Below are 18,742 nucleotides of genomic sequence, written 5' to 3' on the forward strand. Positions count from 1 at the left end.
ATGCGCACGCCGCGTTCGGACGGCGAGGCGATCTCGGATGCGGCGAGGATCCGCAGGGCAGCGCTGCTTTCCGCGGATATGCTGACGGCCGCCCGATGGGATGGGACCGCGCCGCTCCTTGCCGATGGGTCTACCCTGTCGCGGCGGCTGCACCGGCGGCTTTTCACGGAGATCGCAGAAGCCCATGGCGACCCCGCCACATTTGCCGACGGCGCCCGCCGCCTGATTTCCATGGACGCGGACGGACTCTCAAAGGCCGCGTTCCGGGCGGGCTTCGCCTATCATCTCGCAGCCTTCTGCCCCGCGGTCGATCGCCCGACCCTTGCGAGGCTCAGGGCCGCCTACGGCGAGGAAGCGGTCGCATTCGCCCTCGGCCACATCAATCTTTCCACGGCAACGCCGCCGCTTGATCTGTTGAGCGAGCAGGCAAGGCATGTCGTCGAGGCCGATGGCTGGTCGATGCTGACGCTTCTGGCAGACGAATATCGGATCTCTGCGGCATGGCGGTGGGCGGGCTGGCGCGACATGGCCGAAAACGGCTCGGCTTCCCTGTTGAAGAGCCCGGCGCTCGTTCTGGCGACGGCCGCCGTCGACGAGGTCGCCTCCACACAGGAAGGCGCCGGACGATGAGCTCGGGATTTGCACGCCACGACCGCATCATTCCGGCGGAAAACTTCGGCCAGATCAGGGAGGCGGCGCAAATTCTGGCGGCTGCCCGCCAGGACGCCGCCCAATCCCAGGCCACACTTGCAGCCGCCAGCGAGCAGGCCGCCCAAAACGGCTATCGCGACGGGTTCGAACAGGGCGTTCGTGATGCCGCCGCACGGCTTGCCGCCTCGCTCGGAAAAGCCGAACAGGAGATTGCCAATCTCGACAGCTGGGTCGAGGCGGTGGTTCTGAAATCGGTCGGATTGATCCTCGGATCGATGGAGGCCGACGAACGCACCAGGCGATTGGTCCGCCACGCCATATCCCAGACCGCAGAGGCCCAGGAGATCGCCCTCCATGTCGCCCCCGAGGATGCCGCCATGATCGCCCAGGCAATTGCGGATATCGATCATCGCATCACTATCGAAACGGATCCGCTGATGTCTGCCGGCGAGATCGTCCTGGAGACATCGGCGGGACGAAGCCAGATCGGCTTGAAAGACCAGCTCGCCACCGTGATCGAGGCCCTCGTCCATGGCTGACGCATTGCTTCGCATGGAGCGGACGCTCGAACAGACGGACGTGCGGCGGCAGAGCGGCCGCGTGACGAGTGTTTCGGGCCTGCTGGTGCGGGCGCTCATCCCCTCGGTTCGGATCGGCGAGCTCTGCGAACTGCATGAGCCGGGCAGGGGCCGCATCGGCCTCGCCGATGTCGTCGGTATCGACGGCGAGACGGCACTTCTCTCGCTTCACGGCGAAACCCGCGGCATCTCCCAGCGCACGGAAATCGTCCCGACCGGCCGGGAGCCGGCGATCTCTGTCGGCAACTTCCTGCTCGGCGCGGTCGTCGATGCGCACGGCAACGTCCTGCGTCCCTCCGCCAATCCGGCCGGCGATGACGCGCGTTTCCTGCAGCCGCTCTACGGCCAGCCGGTCAACCCCTTGTCGCGCCGTCCCATCCGCCAGCCGTTCACCTCGGGGATTGCCGCCCTGGACGGATTGCTGACCTGCGGGCAGGGCCAGCGCATCGGTATTTTCGGCGCGCCCGGCGCCGGCAAGTCGACGTTGGTGTCCCAGATCGTCGCCAACAACAAGGCCGATGTGATCGTCTGCGCGCTGGTGGGGGAACGCGGACGCGAGGTCGGCGAATTCGTTGCCGACAACATGCCGGAAGGCGTTGCCTCGAATGTGGCGCTGGTTCTGGCGACATCGGATCGCCCGGCGCTGGAGCGGTTCAAGGCGGTGATGACGGCAACGGCGATCGCCGAATATTTTCGCGAGCAGGGAAAACATGTGCTGCTCGTCATCGACAGCGTCACCCGCATGGCCCGCGCCTTGCGCGAAGTCGGGCTTGCTGCCGGCGAACCGCCGGTGCGGCGCGGCTTTCCGCCTTCCGTATTCGCCGTCTTGCCGCAGATCTTCGAGCGCGCCGGCAACAGCGCAAACGGCACGATGACGGCTTTCTATACGGTCCTCGTCGAAGGCGAAGAGCAGGACGATCCGATCGCCGAAGAAACCAGGTCGCTGCTGGACGGCCATATCGTGCTCTCTGACAAGATTGCCAGGGCGGGCAATTTTCCGGCGATCGATGTGCTGGCCAGCCGAAGCCGGACGATGAGCGCGGTGGTGAGCGAGAGCCATCGCCAGGCAGCCGACAGGCTGCGCGCCCTGCTGGCCCTCTATGACGAGGTGGAACTGCTGATCCGCGTCGGCGAATATCGCCAGGGGCGCGATGCCGCCGTCGACGAGGCCGTCGCCAAACACGGGCTCATCCAGCGCTTCCTGTTTGACGGCCAGGGCAAGCCGCAGCCGTTCGGCGCGATCGTCGAAGCGCTCGAGGAGCTTGTCCGATGAATATCGCCGCGCCCGCATGGCCCGACTCATCGATGGCCGGGAGCTTCTTTTCCCGTTCCGGCACGACGATGCGCGCCGCCTGGCAAATTCCGGTCCGGGAGCAGACGCTTTCCGTTCGCCCGCTGTCCCCCGATATCGCGGCCACGCGGATCGCCGATCCTGTCGGCATTCTCTGCCGCGTCGGCGAGCAGGATCAGATGCTGATTGCTTCGGCCGGAGCATTGCGGCTGCTGGCCGAAAGGCTGGAACCGCTGCTGCTCTGGGAAAAACTGTCACCGCATGAAAAGGCGGCGGTGGTGGAACATCAGTTCGCCGAGGCCTTCGAGGCAATCGAGAACAAGATCGGCATCGGCCTTTCGCTGCTGGAGATCGGCGCGCAGCCGGAGCCGGATTTTAGCGGCAATTTCGGCTTCGAAATCGGCTGGAGCGGCATGAGCCTGCCCTTGAGCGGCCGTTTCGATGAAACCTTCCTTGCCGGCCTCGTCGGCTGGGCAAGCCGCCTACCGCGCCGCACGCTCAATGCCCTGACGACGGCGGTCAACATCCGGCGCGGTTATGCCGTGCTGTCGGTCGGTCAGATCAAATCCCTGCGATTGGGGGACGGCATCGTCATCGATGGGGGGGCACCGGAGACCGTGGTCGCGATCACGGGTGAACGTTACCTTGCAACCTGCATGCGCTCGGACAAAGGCGCGGTCCTCACCGAGCCGCTCCTGTCGACGCCAACCGGACCAATGAGGCATTTCATGACGAATGACACCGTCGATCAGCAATTGCAGGGCGAGCCGCGTCCGTCGCCTGTCGACAGCATCCCGATCAAGCTGGTCTTCGATGCCGGACGGCTGGAGTTGCCGCTGCGCACACTCGAGACGATCGGCGAGGGCTATGTGTTCAACCTCGACAGGCCATTGTCGGACGCCGTCGATATCATCGCCCAGGGCCGCATTATCGGACGGGGCGAAATCATTTCCGTGGATGGGTTGAGCGCCGTTCGCGTCACGGCGCTGCACGACTGATGGAACAGAGCTTTCCTCTTGCCCAGAGCCTCGCGGCAATGGCGGCGATCTCGATGCTGCCGGTCATTGCCGTGATCGCAACCTCCTTCACCAAGATTTCAGTCGTCCTGCTGATCGTGCGCAATGCGATCGGCATCCAGCAGACGCCGCCGAATCTCCTGGTCTTTGCGATTGCCATCGTGCTCTCGGCCTTCGTGATGAACCCGGTGCTGCAAAACAGCTGGCAATTGCTGCTCGCCCATAGCGGCGATTTCGGCACGGTCAGTGGCATGGCGGACGGCATGATCAAAGTGGCAGCGCCGCTGAAGGATTTCATGCTGAAATTTTCCGACGCCGAGGTGCGCGACTTTTTCGTGCAGGCGTCGCAGAAGATCTGGGCAAACGCGCCGGCAACCCCCATTGCCTCCGACGATATCACCGTGCTGACGCCAAGCTTCCTCGTTTCGGAACTGACGCGGGCCTTTGAAATCGGATTTCTGATTTATCTGCCCTTCCTGATGATCGACTTCGCCGTCTCCGCCATTCTGGTGGCGCTCGGCATGCAGATGATGTCCCCGACCGTGGTGTCGACACCGCTGAAGCTGCTGCTGTTCGTCTCGATCGACGGCTGGCGGCGATTGCTGGAAGGTCTGGTGCTGTCCTATGCGCAGTGAGCATCGCGCCTTGACGAAAGCCCCGGTTCGAGCGCCTGCCGCGCCCACGCGAAAGGCCTGCCACCATGGGTGAAGACCAGGTCGCAGCTGAAATCGGCATGTCCGTCATGGCGACCTTCGCCTTGGCCGGCCCCATTCTGGGCCTGGCCGCGCTTCTCGGGCTGATCATCGCCATTTTCCAGGCTGCAACGCAAATCCAGGAACAGACCATCGCGCAGATCGTCAAGATTTTCGTGATCTCCATCACCCTGCTGCTGTTCGGCCGGGTGCTGGCAACGCCGCTGATCGAACATTCCGTTCATATCCTGAACGACTTCCCGACCATGGTTCAGTGAGGCGGGGCGGATGGGGCCGGATCATCTTCCGCTCGTCGGCATCGAGGTCGCGGCACCGGCCGCAGCCATGCTCGGCGCCGCCCGCGCGCTCGGGATCCTGCTGATCTTCCCGATCTTCTCGCTGTTCAGCATCGTCGGCATTCTGCGTTTCGGCCTGGCAATCGGCCTTTCGGCGCCCTCCGTCGCCTTCGCCTATTCGGTGCTGGCTATCGGAGATACGTCCTGGTTCGATCTGGCCGCCCTTTCGATGAAGGAACTTTGCTTCGGGGCGCTCATCGGCATGGGGCTCGGCATTCCCTTCTGGGCGGCCCAGGCGGCGGGTGATATGACCGATGTCTATCGCGGGGCCAATGCCGCCAATCTCTTCGACCAGATCAACGCGCTGGAAACCGCGCCGCTCGGCTCGCTGATGATGTCGATCGCCCTGGTGATTTTCGTCAGCGCCGGCGGCATCATCGATCTGGTCGCGATTTTCTACAAGTCGTTCGAGTTCTGGCCGCTCTTCAAGCTCATGCCCGCCATGCCCGACGATCCGCTCGACATGATCCTCGGTGTATTCGGCCGGCTGTTCAAAGCGGCCGGATTGCTTGCCGCCCCGTTCATGATCGTCACCTGCGCGCTCGAATTGTCGCTGGCCTTCGTTGGCCGCTCGTCGAAACAATTCCCGCTGAACGATAGCCTGCCGGCCATCAAGAACTTCGCGGTCGTGGTCATTCTCGTCATCTACACGGCCTTTATCTCCAGCTATTTCCACGATCTCTGGATCGACGGATTCAACGAGGTGAAAGCCATGCTGGAGGTGACCCATGGCCAAAAATGACGATACCGAGGAAAAAACCCTGCCGCCGAGCCGGGTGAAGCTCGATCGGCTCCGCCGCGAGGGCCAGGTTCCCCGCTCGAAGGAAATCCCGGTTGCGATCTCCGTCCTTGCCATCGCCGTCTACGTCACCTGGGGCTTGCCTGATATCCTCGAGGATTTCACCCGCAGTTTCGATGCCGGCCTTCAGTCCGCCGCGCGAGCCGACGTCTCCGACGCCGTCACTGTCGGCTTGAGCGAAACCGGCGTGGCGCTGCTCGATCTCATCTGGCTGCCGCTTGCCATGGGTCTTGCCGCGACCATCCTGGTGTCGATCCTCGACGGGCAGGGGTTTCCCGTATCGTTCAAACATATGAGCTTCGATTTCACCCGGCTCAATCCGTTCGAGGGCATCAAGAGGCTTTTTTCGCTCGCGAGCATCGCCGAGTTCGTCAAGGGGCTCGTCAAGTTTGTCCTGCTCGCAACCGCCGGCGGCGGTGCGATCCTCTATTTCCTCAACAGCATCTTCTGGTCGCCTCTTTGCGGAGAAGCATGCACGCTCTCCACGACAGCCCATCTCCTCGGCTCGATCCTCGTCATTGCCGCCGGCATCATGGTGGCGGCGGCGTTTTTCGATATCCGCATTTCGCGCGCGTTGTTCAGGCACGAACACCGCATGACCAAGACCGAGGCGCGGCGCGAATACAAGGATACCCAGGGCGACCCGAAGCTGAAATCGGCGCGCCGGCAAATCGGCGCGGAAATGCGCAGCAGCCCGCCGCGCAGGCAAGGATCAGGCCGGCAATGAAAAGCGGGAGCCTAAGCCGCCCGCTTGATCTTCGCTTTGCGGTTCCGGTGGTCGGGCGTCTCAGACGCCCGATTGGTTGTCACCTACACGCGTCCAGTTCTTCACATCGTCCAGCGTGATATCGGAGAGGAACGTCACGCTGGCAAGTGAGCTGTCGGTGCGGAAGACGTTGCTGCCGTGGGAGAACGCCCCGCCATCGATGGTGACGTCGGCGTCGATCTGCTTGCCGCCGTTGGTGCGCACGAGCGTGGTAAAGCCGTCAGCGACGAAATCCTTCAGATAGAACCTCGTGTCGGCATTGATCTGGAAGATCTTGTCGGTCGCGCCCTTGGCGGAGCCACCGATAATAGTGATGTCGCCGGCGCTTTTTACCGTCAGCGCATCCTCGCCGACATTCTGCCAATTGACGTTTTCGAGCGTCGCGCCGTCATAGACGTGGATTCCGTCGGCGCCATTCTCGCCGAGATCGACATTCTTGAGCGTCGCGCCGTTCTTGAGAATGAACAGCGGCGATTGGGTTTCGGACTGGCCGCCATCGCCGAGCTTGGACGAGGCCGTATAGGTCGCGCCCTTGCCGTCGAACACGCCGCCATCCACGACGATCGGCTCGTTGACGACGATGACGCTGCCCTCTTTCGAGAGGTCGGGTTTTTCCGTCGTGGTCTGCAAAGTCGTGGCCTGTTTCTCGTCGGATGGATCCACCTTCTTGGAGTCGGATTGCCAGTTGATGTGCTTGCGCAGCAGATCCTTGGGGTCGGAATCCATGCCGTTTTCCGACGTTTCCCGCGAATTCGGCACATAGGAGGTCAGTGTCGGCGGGTTGCCGGAGAAATCTTCGAAGGGCGAGACCTTGCGGGTTCGGATGGTGGTGAAATCCGTGTCGGCCCTATTGCTGCCGCCAAGGCAATCGGACTCAAGGTCGAAACGGGAGGTTCTGTCGAAGTCTATGGGCCTTTGTCCATCTACGCCACACATTGCATTCATCCCCAGTTGGTCTCGTCTACTTCACTTGCTCTATCAGCCCGGCCTTTGTTTGGAGCCGGCAGCGTTCCGGATTTGCCCGATCTCTCCGATGGTTTCGATCGTTATATCCCTGTCGATCTCCTCCGCCGCCAGCACCGGAATGCGGCAGTTGTGGTGGATCATCAGCGTCTGGGTGAGCAGGCGCCACTCGCCCGGCACGATGATGATGGGATCGTATCCCCGCTCGTTGGCGTCCTCGAGAGCCTGCCTGGCTTTCTCGGCCAGCAGGCGCAGCCTTTCGGCTATCTCGATCTTCTCGGTCGCTCCAGCGGCGTCATAGGAGCGGATGAAGTGGTCCCATTCGGCGGGAAGCACCAGCGCCGGCAGCAATCCGCGCCGGTCGAGAAGCCCGAAGGCGATCTGCTTGACCAGCGCGGCGCGCGCCATTTCGGCCAGGGCATCCGGCGCGTGATCGGTGCCGGCGTGCAGCATCACTTCCAGCAGTCCGCGCGGCTGGGAAAGCGTCACGCCGGAATCCAGCAGGCGTCTGACGACCGCGACCGTCAGCATCAGCGGCACCTGGGTGGCGACGTCGATCGCCAGTTTGCCGAGACGCGGTTCGAGGCTGCCCAGCCATTGTGCCGCGTCGTCGACGCTGAACAGGGCGCCGATATGGCGGCGGACGATGCGCACGATGCCGTCGGCAATCTGTTCGGCCGTCCGTTCGGGACCGCAGCTGACGAGACCGGCGGGCACGTTTTCGACCTGAAGGTGGATCAGATCCTCGGCCATGCGGGGATCGGCGTTGAACGTCGGCACCGTCACGGAGACGCCGACGGCGCGCGCCGCCATGCGGATCCGCCCGTCCAGCATTTCGCCGAGTCGCATCGCCTCAAGCCGCGCCAGCGTTTCCACCGCGACGGTGGCGATGACGGGATCGCCATATTTCGTCCTGTCGAGCGGATAGGAATTGGCGCTTTCCACGGCATTCGCCGATGCGGCCGCGGCTGGGCCGGCGCGCCGGCGATGCACCATGAAGGCAAGGCCCGCCAGACACAGGCCGATCGCGCCGAGCACGCCTGTGGGAAATCCCGGCACGAAGCCCGCGCAGATCGTCAGCGCCGCCGCAATCGCCAATGCACGGGGCTCCCGGAAGAGTTCGCGGCCGATATCGCTGCCGAGACTGCCGTTGCCGTCATCGGACACGCGGGTCACGACGATACCGGCCGAGACTGCCATCAGAATGGACGGAATCTGCGACACCAGACCGTCGCCGATCGACAGCAGCGTATAGAGATGGGCGGCCTCGGCGAAGCTCAGGCCCTTCTGGAAGATACCGATCGCCAGGCCGCCGATGAGATTGACGGCGACGATCACCAATCCTGCGACCGCATCGCCCTTGACGAAGCGCATGGCGCCGTCCATCGCGCCGAAGAACTGGCTCTCCTGTTCGAGACGCGACCGGCGCTTCTGCGCGGCTTCCGTGCTGATATGGCCGTTGCGCAGGTCGCTGTCGATGGCGAGCTGCTTGCCCGGCATGGCGTCGAGCGTGAAACGGGCGCCGACCTCGGCGATGCGCTCGGCGCCCTTCGTCACCACGATGAACTGCACCAGCGCCACGATCAGGAAAATGATCAGCCCGACGACGACATTTCCCGCAACGACGAAATCGCCGAAGGCCATGATGATCTCGCCGGCATCGGCGTCCGCCAGCACGAGCCGGGTCGAGGAAATCGTCAAGGCCAGGCGGAACAGCGTGCCGATCAGAATGACCGCGGGAAAGGTCGAGATTTCAAGCACGCTCTTCAGATAGGTCGTGGTGATCAGCACCACGAAAGCGAAGGAGAGATTGAAAGCGATCAGCACGTCCAGAACGATTGTCGGAAGCGGCAGCACCAGCATCGTCACGACGGAGGCGAAAAAAACCGCAAGCAGCATATCGGTGCGCTGCGCAAGCATGGCGAAGGCGGATGACCTTACCTTCATGATCCGGCTTCCGACGCCATCGCCTATTCTTGTTCGCTGCTGGAAATTTCGGCGAGCTTCGGCTCGGCATTGCCGGCAGAGGCGAAATTGACCGTATCGTCCTCACTGTCACGGGAAACGATCATCTGGTCTTTGCCGATCTCCTTGATGCGCCAGCCGCTCGAAACGACATCGCCTTCCTCGTAGCGGCGGCCGTCGGAGCCGATGATGAACCTGACGGGCGTATAGCCGGCGGCGGCAACGAAGCCGTCGAGACCGGAAGAGAGGGCGGTGAGATCGACGATGGAAACGGAACCGCGCCGGCTCATCGAGGCGATGATGCTGCGCAGCTTGGTCTTGTCGGGCAGGCCGAGAGGCCGCGATCCTTCGCCGATGCGAATTTCGTCGGCGGTGGCGACGATGCTCAGATCTTGGGGAAGCTGCGCCATACGAATGGCCTGGCGGATTTCGGCCGCGATCGCCGCCGCCGCCGGCGCCGGTTCGGGTGCGGCGGAAACCCTGACGAGCGGGGCTTCGTGAGCCGGCGCATCGCTGTTGTAAAGGCCGGCCAGCAAAAGCAACGCCGCCAGCCCGAGAAGGCCGGCAGCCGCAATCCGGCGCGGCGCGAACCGCACGCGCCCGGCGCCGAGACCTTCGAGCTCACAGATCGTGCCGTCGAAGGAGATGGTCTGTCTCTTCGTAAGGGTCATTGTCCGATCGCGCGGGATGGAACGACCGTCGATCACGACGTCATCCCGCAACGCGGTCAACGACACCGTGTCGGAGCCGCGGGAGCGCTGCAGACTGATGGCAAAGGCGGGTTCCGGTTTGGCGCCTAGGACGATCAGGTCACAATCGGCGCTGCCGCCGACCACCTGCCGCTCTGTCGTCAGCGGCAGATTGGAGCTGCGCCCGGCGCGCGTGATGCGCAAGACCGGTCCGCCGCTGCCTGACGCAGCGTTGCCGGCGTTACCTCTGAATGTCGGCGAAGAGGAATCTAGATCCATAACCATCTTGTTCCCGAACCGTCCGTCGAGCGGCTTTTATTGTCTTCGAAAGCGGGGAAGCGAGACGGGCGAACCCGTCTCGCCATTGTTTCAATCAGCCTGGGCCGATCTTCTTGATGGCGTTTGCGACGCCGTTGATCTTGGTGATTTCGGTTGCAACCTTCAGGCTCTGCTCGGTCGCTTCGTTCTGGGCCGACTTGAAGGCGGAAATCGCCGAGCCGATGCCCGCATCAAGTGTCGAAGTACTAGCCATGTCTTGAACTCCTTGCATGGTTTTGGCGGCCAGAGCCTTGCAGAATTCAAGATCGAATTCAATAGCTTATGTTAAAAAGTTATTAATTCGCGATATGTACAACAAATGCGCGAAATGGATATCCGTCCTGTTCCCAGAGGACCGATGATCTGCAACAGTAGATCGGATAATTATTAATAGACTGGATTCCGTACTCACTGCCTGCCTTCGTTCATTAGTTGTCGGGCGATATCCGGATCGTGAGGTAAACTCAGATGTTTGCGCGTTTTGTTTACATGGCCGCTATCGGACTGCTGGCCTCCTTTCCTCCATCGGCCGGCGCCAGCGAGCGGGAGGTGCGCCTGGATGTCGTCTCCCTGCCGCTTGGCGAAGTTGTCCAGACGCTGTCCTTCATGTCCGGCATCCCGGTCACGACAGTCGGGACGCTGAGCGGCAAGGTCGAGCACTGGTCCGTCCGGGAAAGCGGAGCCAAGGCCTTCGTCAAGCTTGGCGATGCCAGCAATCTCTTCGTCGCCTATGACGGCAGCCGCATCATCATCGCGCCGAAGCAGGAGGTCTCCACCGTCGTCCTCGATCGCGGCGGCCGCAGCTGGAAGACCGAGCAAAACGCCATTCGCGCGCTGTTCCCGCTGCTGCCGGACGATGCGCTGCGTGAAGATCCCGCCAGCGGATTGGTGCTGGTGCGCGGGCCCGCGGTCTTCACCAAGGCCGTCGAAGACGTGCTGAGCCGGCCGCAAGCCGACAGCATCAAGGTCATCAAGGGCGGCCAGTTGGAAGTCCTGACGACGAACAACGGTGCCTGAGCGGCTGATATGAAGGCGCTGAAGTCTCTCAGGCAGTTGCTGGAGATCCGCAGCCTGCGGGCGGATAATCTTTCCCGCAGCCTCTCTGAGGCGCGGGCGGACGCCGAAAACGCGCGGGAGCGGGAAACGGAAGCCTCCGAAGCGCTCGACATCGCGGCAAGCCTGGCCGCCGGCAATCCTGTCGTCGACGCATTGCGCAAGAGCGGCGCTATCTCCGCCGCCGAGCTTCAGGACGCGCTGATGCGACAATCCGTATTGCGCAGCCATGAAGCCGTTGCCGGCCTATCGCTTGCGCAGCGCAAAGCCGACCGGCTGGCTGCGCAAGAGCGGGCAGAACACGTCGCCGCCGATTTTTCGCGGGCACAGAAGGCGGTATTGCGCACCGAATTTTCGCTTGAAGCAGCGGAGAAAATCGACCGGTAGGGAGCTAAGAACCAGCAGATGAACCAACCGGCTTCTGTTCTTCCATCTCTTCCTCGACAATCGAGCTGACGAGGGCAACGACCCGGCTGCGCACACGCGGAGAAAGGAGCAAAACGTCGTCTATCAGACGCCGTCCCTCCGCCGTGGAAATGTAGGCAATCTTCTCATCGATCTCTGTTATGATTTGCTGGCCCTGAGTGGTTTCGGGATCTGGAAGACCTTCGAAAAACCTCGAAACAGGGATCTTGAGGCAATTGGCAAGCTCGTAGAGCATCGAAGCGCTGACGCGGTTCTTACCGCTTTCATATTTTTGTACCTGCTGCAAACTGACCCCGATGCCGGCGCCGAGATCCCCTAGGGATACATTCGACTGCATTCGGCGGATACGGATTTGCTGTCCGACATGCCGATCAACTGGATGCACCAACTCGCGCGCTACATTCGACTGTTCGGCTTGCGCAGGCCTCGAAGTCCGGACCTGTGCTGCTGCATAGCGCTTCATGGTGGACACCCCGATGGAGAGTTTCACGCGGTGCGCCCCCGCTGAAAACTCGCTAAACCCACTGATCGGGGAGTTGGAAACCGTACACGACGGTCCTGTGGCCTTTAGTTCCGAGGAACCTGGACATACGCCACAGGCTCCTCGACCGAAGGTCAAGGAGTGTGATGCCGTTACGGCCGGCATCAACCACGTGTAGGGGTTTCCACACCCCAGGGCAGCGCGTACTGCCCTATCGAAAAAGATAGCGGGAATCCGCCCGCTGCGCAACCGAATTCTTTACAAGATTCAATGGCTTCCCTTTACGCTCGGACACTTGCCTCAAAAGCGAGAGGTCACGCTTCGGGCGGTAAAGTGGTCAGAAAACCAAAGGAGGTGCGATCAGCGGAACGCCCATTGCGAGGATTGTCTGCCCACTCTCCCGGAAGAGATGACGATGACACCTGGGAGAGCGCGGACGTCGTGGCGATCGAGGAGACGGACGATACCGTCACCGTACTTCTCTGGCATCTGAAATACTCGCAGGCAGTAATGGGGCGCCGGGCGGACGATCTTTACCTCGTTTGCGGTCAAGCACAGAAGGGGGTGAAGGGGACATGGAGCTTGAAGAACCTCATCAACCACCTGACCGTGAGAGAAACATCACATCTTAAGGGCCGGGCCCGTTTCATTCGAGGCAGCCTGAATGACTTGGCCACGCTTCGAAAGGCTGCCCAACGCAAGTTCATCGAGTACCGGATCGGGATTGTACAGCCGGGTCTTAACGGTGAAAACATACCCGCAGAACATCTTGCGCTTCTGGGAGCGACTGCCACTTCATACTGTCTGTCACCGGGTGTCCCCTAATGACTGTCGCGAACCGCACCGATCCAGCTTAGCTGCCGGCCACCGTCTCCAGCGGCGCTACTTTCCATGACGGCAGGGCCGCCGCGAACTGTCACGGCCTTCTTGGGGCTTTCGATATCGAAATTGACGTTGTAGCGGTTCCACTCTGTAACAGCGGCAGAGCCGCCGACAAAATCAGGGGTAGGAATGCTCGATGTCCTGCCGATTGTTGCGGCGGGTGCATAGCTGCAGTGCAACATAGACGCTGGCTTCATGGCGCTGGCCCGAGTATTGCTATTTTCATCGAAGCGATGCTTCCTCCCGCAACGCTTCGAAGTTTAGACGGCCCACTCCTCCTCCCAAAGGGACGTCTGTGGGAACAGCGGCACTCCTCCTCCCAGGTCGCCGTTCGGTTCTTTTAGGAAAGCCTGCCGCACCTCCTCCCGCGGCAGGCTTTTCTATTTCGGGGCGATGGGCCGTCAGAGCCCGAGATCAAGTTGGGACTGGGGTCGTGCATTGCCGATCGGAGGTCGTCAGCGTTGAAAGCGTGACGCCGAGCAGCCGCACTGGCCGCTTGAATGGATAGACAGTCGCCAATCGACGGGGCATCGTTCGATGGTGTGCTCGAAGATCTTGGCTGGTTCGGCAAACGGTTCACGCCGGACATGCGCGCCGATGTGCTGCTGTTTCGAGCGGGAGACCGGCGGCTGGTTGCCGTGGATCCCAAATGGATCCCGCTTCGGCTAACGTTGCGTTTTTATAAGATCGACAGGACGCGTTTGGCAAGCAACCAAGTTTTCCTATCTCCAGCGCCGGCTGCGGGCGAGGGCCCGGTCGCGTCTTTGAAGGCCATGATGTTCGGCTGCGTCAAGAGCGCGGCCATGGTCTATGACGATCAACCCATCGTCGACCATTTCCGGCGGATCGACGCCGAGAGGATCATGGGCGCGAAATTTCGCTCTGCGCAAGTAAGGCACGAACCGTCGAGACGGCAGTTCCTAATGAGCTCATCGAAAGGTCATATCATGCTGAAATACAAGCTCTACGTACTCGTGGTAAAAGCCGACGGGAATCTCGCGATCCTCGCCGCGCTTGCCATGGTTCTTACCGCGATATGGCGCGGCGTTTTACCTATAGGAAGTTTCTACTAAAAGACTGGAGGTGCAGGATCATTCCTGCACCCTCCTCACATATCACCACGTTCGCAGTACGCGTGTCACCTATCTCTCACGCGCAACAGCGGAAACGACAAGGTCTGTCATTTGAGAGTTACCCGGAGCGCCCCACCAGTCGCAGAGGGACAGGTAGGAGAAGTCGCTCACACTGTCACCGTAGCCGATCACTGGGCGACCTGGATGCTCCGTCCGAAGCTTTTTGAGCAGAAATTGTGAGGCCACCCGTTTTGAGATCGCAGGCGGAACTAGCGCAAGGTTATTGCCGTTGTGGTGTCGAACCCAACCCCGTTTTTCTCGAATGATCGGCACAATCTCTTCAAGGCGTGAGCCGTCTCCGTCAATCTCTTTGAAGACAACATATGTCGCGAGATCAGCTTCCATCACCGACCAGCACCGGATGTGGACGCCAAGTTCCCTCGCCTTGGTCCTGCCCTCATCGAGGAGCTTATCGAAAAAGCCGGCAAGCGGCCGGAGCTCCCTTGCGACGACCTCATGCCATTCGGCGTCAGGCTTGCCGTCCTTTTTGAGGATGACGGCACCGTTCGATACGATTGAGTAGCTTTCAAACGCGATCGTAACGCGCGAAAGAGCCTCAGAGCCGCGCGCCGTAACCGGGATGGCCTCCGTGGAGACGAGCAGCCACTCGACAAAGGCAGCTTGAATCTTCGTCATATAGGAGTTGCTTCCATTAATGGATTTGGACGCCAATACCAGATCGGCTTCCGCAATCTCCGGTATCTTTTTCTTGGTTTGAAACAAGGTGTCGTCGAGGTCCACCAGAGCAATGGGCTTCATATGCGTACTCCAAAATGCGACTGGTTAAATATTTGATCGATTGCCAGATGTGAGCTTTCGCGGATTCTCCATTGGCAATGAATTTTACGATACGGAATTTGTCACATCTCAGTTTCCTTGACCTGCGCGCCGAGCTCGTAAGTAGACATACGTGGAGATTAGGAGACGTGCCGGATCAGCGTGACGGCGCGGTAGGGGGCGATCTTTCTAGGGGAGACGACATACGGGACGCCTTTGTTGTCGATCAGGTACATGAGGGCCGCGAGTTCTGGATCGGTTGGCGACGAGACGTACACCTTTTCCGGCACACGTCGCAGGATGGCCCTGGTCGCCTCCGCAATGCCCGGCTTTACTCGGTTGATGTTCGTTACGGCGTCCTCCCCCATCACCCAGGCGACGGCAGCGGCGGCGGCATCGCGATGCGCCCGGCGGGTCTCGATACTCCAGACGCTCGGGATTTCGGTTGCAATCACAGTGGAGACATCATTCCACATACCATCCACGAATGATCGGGAAATATCGTGTTCCGCGAGATTATCCCACTGGACGCAGGCGTGGAAGTCACCGGGACCGACGAGGGCAGCGTTGAGGATCGAGCGGCTGATAAGCCCGGATACGGTGCATCCTAGCATTCCGGAGGGAATAAGCCAGTCGTCGCCCGATGCGGCGAGCCATGCGCAGCCGCAGGGGTCGGCCAATACAACTAGCCGCGCAGGCCGGTCTGAGTAGTCCTTGAAGCTCTTTTCGAGTTGGTTCGCAATTGCTCCTTTGCCCGTCCAGCTATCTACGAAGACGATGCTCTCGACAGGACGCCTGGCAAGAATGTGGCGCATAGCCTCGTCGTCAACGCCCTTGTCGCGAATGATCGACAACCCGTAGTGTCCGACGTCCCGGCCGAGTAAGGCGATGGCCCTCTTGAGAAGGATGCCGAAGGGCACGCCGGCGCGGACCAAACTGACAAGGGTAATAGGACCCTCGACCGACTGCACGATCGCGAGGGCGAGGCGTGCCGTCTCGGCGCCCATGCGCGGGCCACCAGTGGCCATGGCCTTAGCAAACAGCTCCATGTATTCGCGGGTCGGGGCCATCTCGGCGGAAATCATTTCCGAGTAATGCCGCCGCCCGGATTGGATGGCCTCTTCCCTCGTGGCCGTGTCAGTAGGCTGAATATCCACTCTCTTGAGAAGGAGCGTCACGTCGTATTCGGCGTAGGAGCCTAGTGTGGCAGGGGAGGCGATGCTGTCATAGGTATCCCCCATGGGAGTGATGTCCTTAGATAACGCGACAGCAGTGTTGTGTCGCCGTGGACTGGCGGAAATGTCCGATCGAGTGAGCCGATTTCGAAGCGGCAGACCGCATGGCCTAAGGCGGCTTCATTCACCTTCTACGTCTGAAAGGACAATGGGATCGCCCAGTGCGGACATCAGGCTGGCACAGACATTTTCCGGGCCTGTCTCCGAGCAGAGTATAATTTTCGAGTACAGCGCTGGATCGACGTTGTAGAGGTAATGTGGAACTGTTCCGCCGTAGTTGTCGGAGAACGAAAGTACTGAACCGATCGCGTGGCCTTTCGACAGGGGAGAACGCGTCACGGATGAATAGAAAACCTCAGCGCCCTCCTTTTCCAAGCGCTCCGCAAGCAGGAAGGGCTGCCACACGTGTTCGCCCGTTCCGAGTACGAGGGTAATCCCGTCATCGGCAGCGTTTGCATTGAGACCCTGCAAGTGATCGACGACGCCGAGACGCGCCCAGTCTCGAGCGACGTCGGGACAGACCTCGGGCCGCTTAGGACGGTCACAGGAAGGGACCTGCGGAGTAGCTGCCGTGAAATCCCCACGCGGAGTCCAACTGTACCGTCCGGAAACGATAGTAGCCTCACTGACTGTTCCCGTGATCTCCGCGCGGGCAGCGCCTTCTGACCAGTCGGTAAGCGTAAGTAGGACTGTGTGCTTCAGCTTCAAACGAATTTTTGCGGGAAGGGCAGCGAAGATGTTGGCAAATGTCTTACCTGTCGAAGCCTCATCGTCAACGAGTACCAAGCCGGTCGCACCATGAACCAAGTCGCGGAGCCTTGCCTCGCATGGTTCGTGCAGGAGGTGCCGCGGGGCATGGCTATGCTCTTCCTCAAATTCGCACAGCAGCGGCAGTTTAAGATCATGGCGAGTGGAGCAGATATATATTGCATCGCCGCGACCAGTGAGTTCGCGGAACCGCCGATGGACACCCGCACCAAGGCCAATGCCCGCTTCGGCTATTCCGATGAACAAAACCGGACCAGGAATATCGGCAGGAATCTGACGTGCAAGGAGGTCGAATGCATTTCCCATGACCGAAGGGCGGATCGGCAGGAATCGACCAAGAACCTTGGAAACAAACAGAAACGAGCGGTTCGGGTTGATTCGCTGCCCGAAGCCGAACATCTCGATGGGGGGTACAAGGCTTCGATCCACGTGAACCGAGATAGTGCCGTCGGCGAGTTGCGCAGAGTATGTTGAAGGATTCACCATTGCCAGCTTTCGAAAGTACGGACGTTTACCGTGGAAAAAATCCGTGCCATATGTTTCCGTGACGCCGCACGCTCATTGGCGTCTCGTTGACGAGCAGGGTAGCACTTACCTCTCGAGGCTCAGAGTGCATCCGCGCCACGATATCGCAGGAGAATTCGCCGGCCCTTGGCGCGAAGGCCAGCACGGCGCGAGCGCCTCCCTGGTTTCAGCTTCGTTGGGGCTAAATCCCGATCTGAGGCCTTCCTGCCCCGTCGATGCGGCTCGTGACCCATCTCCGACAAAGCGACTGGGGCGATAGAAATAGAGTTTACGTCAGTTCATCCTCGCTCTCTGCGGTGAATCAGTAGCATGAAGTGAAGCAAGGGACGTGCCACTCGGACATGCAGCACGAATGCGAGCTGAATAGGCACCAGAACTCGAATATTGCATTCCAGGTCTCACGCGGCAGATGTCCAGATTGCCGGGAAATTTCGTATTGCATCCATAACGGCTTTGGGCGACGGATTGCGGGACCTGCCATGGCAAGCGCGTGCGGTCGCGAAACCTCAGATGGCGGCGAAGCGCTGCAGTTAAGAGAGATGCTGGAGCGTATATTCGCCTAAACGCTGCTGACGTGGCGGTTGGGCCTTTGAACGGTGGACGAGATCAGCCGGGAAAAAAGGCGTAGCTTCATTGAAATCGGCAGGGTGTACCCCGCCCACTACCGGGGATCAGAGCAGGCCAGCCTTGGCCCCAACCTGCGATGATAGCAGGTGCCTGGGGCACCTCCAGCACGTCGAGGGTTCTGCATCTTCGTGTCAGCCAATAGCCGACAGTTCGCACCACGTTTGTATTCGCTTTGTCTGCTTTACGACAGACTTAAGTCTTGATGCCTGCACTCAGCCGTCGTTGTTCAGTCCCGGCATTTTCATGGAGCGGATCGAGGGTGAAACGTTCAGGCTGCGAAGTCTATGTCTTGCAGACGAACTCGTAGTGTGAGGCCCTTGAGGGTCTTGAGCCTGCGTGACCTGCCACTGAACTTTCATCCAGCGGCGATTAGAGCCTCGGCGGTTTTGATACGCCAAGTGGCGCGGTGTGAGCAACCGGCAACGCGGATCGTGTCCCAGCACCTGGTGTAGCTGACGGTAGGGAGTAAAGCCGAGCGCCCGCGCGCTTCTCGTTGCGCTGTAGCGGGTGATCGGCTTTGCGGGCGGCCATCAGTGTTTTCCGCTAGGGTCGGGTTGTTCAAGACCAACCTGACGGAAAGATCACCGATGACCAATGACATGATGAACGTGCGTTCGCTTGTTGAGAAGAGTGCCGATGCAGATTTGTTGCGTGAGATGATCGGTCTTGCTGCCGAGCGGCTGATGGAGTTGGAGGTCGGCTCGGCCACGGGTGCTGACTTCGGTGTGAAGAACCCGATGCGGCTCACTCA

General features: G+C 60.8%; 19 protein-coding genes and 2 pseudogenes. 13 read left to right on the forward strand and 8 right to left on the reverse strand.

What is annotated here, in order from left to right; translation table 11 throughout:
- The 8 genes from PH551_RS30360 to PH551_RS30395 all read left to right on the forward strand — a co-directional run bounded on the left by PH551_RS30360 (position 1) and on the right by PH551_RS30395 (position 6,110).
- Positions 1-630, forward strand: coding sequence for a hypothetical protein (locus PH551_RS30360; protein ID WP_004672585.1), 630 nt, complete (start codon positions 1-3; stop codon positions 628-630).
- Positions 627-1,190, forward strand: a complete 564-nt coding sequence (sctL, locus tag PH551_RS30365; RefSeq protein ID WP_004672586.1) for a type III secretion system stator protein SctL — start codon at positions 627-629, stop codon at positions 1,188-1,190. Before PH551_RS30360 ends, sctL begins: the two co-directional genes overlap by 4 nt.
- Positions 1,183-2,502, forward strand: coding sequence for a FliI/YscN family ATPase (locus tag PH551_RS30370; protein ID WP_004672587.1), 1,320 nt, complete (start codon positions 1,183-1,185; stop codon positions 2,500-2,502). Before sctL ends, PH551_RS30370 begins: the two co-directional genes overlap by 8 nt.
- A complete protein-coding gene (locus tag PH551_RS30375; RefSeq protein ID WP_004672588.1) occupies positions 2,499-3,518 on the forward strand; it encodes a FliM/FliN family flagellar motor switch protein in 1,020 nt (339 codons plus the stop codon). Before PH551_RS30370 ends, PH551_RS30375 begins: the two co-directional genes overlap by 4 nt.
- Entirely contained in the window at positions 3,518-4,171 is a 654-nt protein-coding gene (gene sctR, locus PH551_RS30380) for a type III secretion system export apparatus subunit SctR (RefSeq protein WP_008534263.1), read from the forward strand. Before PH551_RS30375 ends, sctR begins: the two co-directional genes overlap by 1 nt.
- Positions 4,172-4,278: 107 nt before the next feature.
- The gene (locus PH551_RS30385) at positions 4,279-4,506 is read left to right on the forward strand and encodes a flagellar biosynthetic protein FliQ (RefSeq protein WP_225881834.1); all 228 of its coding nucleotides are present in this window, start codon (positions 4,279-4,281) and stop codon (positions 4,504-4,506) included.
- Between the two features lie 10 nt (positions 4,507-4,516).
- Positions 4,517-5,326 (forward strand): EscT/YscT/HrcT family type III secretion system export apparatus protein, encoded by an 810-nt coding sequence (locus PH551_RS30390; protein WP_004672591.1) that lies wholly within the window; start codon positions 4,517-4,519, stop codon positions 5,324-5,326.
- Complete coding sequence (locus PH551_RS30395) at positions 5,313-6,110, forward strand: EscU/YscU/HrcU family type III secretion system export apparatus switch protein (protein ID WP_011053325.1); 798 nt, start codon at positions 5,313-5,315, stop codon at positions 6,108-6,110. Before PH551_RS30390 ends, PH551_RS30395 begins: the two co-directional genes overlap by 14 nt.
- Positions 6,111-6,170: 60 nt before the next feature.
- Here the strand turns inward: PH551_RS30395 and PH551_RS30400 are convergent, their stop codons facing one another.
- The 4 genes from PH551_RS30400 to PH551_RS30415 form a co-directional block, all read right to left on the reverse strand.
- Positions 6,171-7,085: a pectate lyase gene (locus tag PH551_RS30400; RefSeq protein ID WP_004672592.1), complete on the reverse strand. Its 915-nt coding sequence runs from the start codon at positions 7,083-7,085 to the stop codon at positions 6,171-6,173.
- Positions 7,086-7,127: 42 nt separating this feature from the next.
- On the reverse strand, positions 7,128-9,059 hold the full coding sequence (locus PH551_RS30405) for a flagellar biosynthesis protein FlhA (protein WP_018247140.1): 1,932 nt from the start codon (positions 9,057-9,059) through the stop codon (positions 7,128-7,130).
- 23 nt (positions 9,060-9,082) lie between these two features.
- The gene (locus PH551_RS30410) at positions 9,083-10,045 is read right to left on the reverse strand and encodes a SctD/MshK family protein (protein WP_018247141.1); all 963 of its coding nucleotides are present in this window, start codon (positions 10,043-10,045) and stop codon (positions 9,083-9,085) included.
- A 94-nt stretch (positions 10,046-10,139) separates the two neighbouring features.
- Complete coding sequence (locus PH551_RS30415) at positions 10,140-10,298, reverse strand: hypothetical protein (RefSeq protein WP_004672595.1); 159 nt, start codon at positions 10,296-10,298, stop codon at positions 10,140-10,142.
- A 254-nt stretch (positions 10,299-10,552) separates the two neighbouring features.
- Between PH551_RS30415 and PH551_RS30420 the strand changes: the two genes are divergently transcribed.
- Both PH551_RS30420 and PH551_RS30425 read left to right on the forward strand, forming a co-directional pair.
- Positions 10,553-11,101 (forward strand): hypothetical protein, encoded by a 549-nt coding sequence (locus PH551_RS30420; protein ID WP_004672596.1) that lies wholly within the window; start codon positions 10,553-10,555, stop codon positions 11,099-11,101.
- A 9-nt stretch (positions 11,102-11,110) separates the two neighbouring features.
- A complete protein-coding gene (locus PH551_RS30425) occupies positions 11,111-11,524 on the forward strand; it encodes a hypothetical protein (RefSeq protein ID WP_004672597.1) in 414 nt (137 codons plus the stop codon).
- Between the two features lie 4 nt (positions 11,525-11,528).
- On the opposite strand, the gene PH551_RS30430 is transcribed toward PH551_RS30425, so the two are convergent.
- The gene (locus PH551_RS30430; protein ID WP_018247142.1) at positions 11,529-12,026 is read right to left on the reverse strand and encodes a helix-turn-helix domain-containing protein; all 498 of its coding nucleotides are present in this window, start codon (positions 12,024-12,026) and stop codon (positions 11,529-11,531) included.
- Positions 12,027-12,485: 459 nt separating this feature from the next.
- Between PH551_RS30430 and PH551_RS30435 the strand changes: the two genes are divergently transcribed.
- Together PH551_RS30435 and PH551_RS32985 are read left to right on the forward strand one after the other, a co-directional pair.
- A complete protein-coding gene (locus PH551_RS30435; protein ID WP_026188834.1) occupies positions 12,486-12,869 on the forward strand; it encodes a hypothetical protein in 384 nt (127 codons plus the stop codon).
- 581 nt (positions 12,870-13,450) lie between these two features.
- Positions 13,451-13,798: pseudogene (locus PH551_RS32985) on the forward strand (DUF4334 domain-containing protein); the annotation flags it as partial.
- 270 nt (positions 13,799-14,068) lie between these two features.
- On the opposite strand, the gene PH551_RS30450 reads toward PH551_RS32985, so the two are convergent.
- From PH551_RS30450 to PH551_RS30460, 3 genes are all read right to left on the reverse strand, one after another.
- Positions 14,069-14,818: an HAD family hydrolase gene (locus tag PH551_RS30450; protein WP_004675991.1), complete on the reverse strand. Its 750-nt coding sequence runs from the start codon at positions 14,816-14,818 to the stop codon at positions 14,069-14,071.
- Positions 14,819-14,976: 158 nt separating this feature from the next.
- Positions 14,977-16,077, reverse strand: coding sequence for a cysteine protease StiP domain-containing protein (locus PH551_RS30455; protein ID WP_004675992.1), 1,101 nt, complete (start codon positions 16,075-16,077; stop codon positions 14,977-14,979).
- Between the two features lie 114 nt (positions 16,078-16,191).
- Entirely contained in the window at positions 16,192-17,325 is a 1,134-nt protein-coding gene (locus tag PH551_RS30460) for a phosphoribosyltransferase domain-containing protein (protein WP_011053330.1), read from the reverse strand.
- Between the two features lie 1,253 nt (positions 17,326-18,578).
- Between PH551_RS30460 and PH551_RS30465 the strand changes: the two are divergent.
- A pseudogene (locus PH551_RS30465) lies at positions 18,579-18,742 on the forward strand (IS256 family transposase); the annotation flags it as partial.

It is taken from the genome of Rhizobium atlanticum (assembly GCF_030182485.1).
In the GTDB taxonomy this organism is placed as follows: domain Bacteria; phylum Pseudomonadota; class Alphaproteobacteria; order Rhizobiales; family Rhizobiaceae; genus Rhizobium.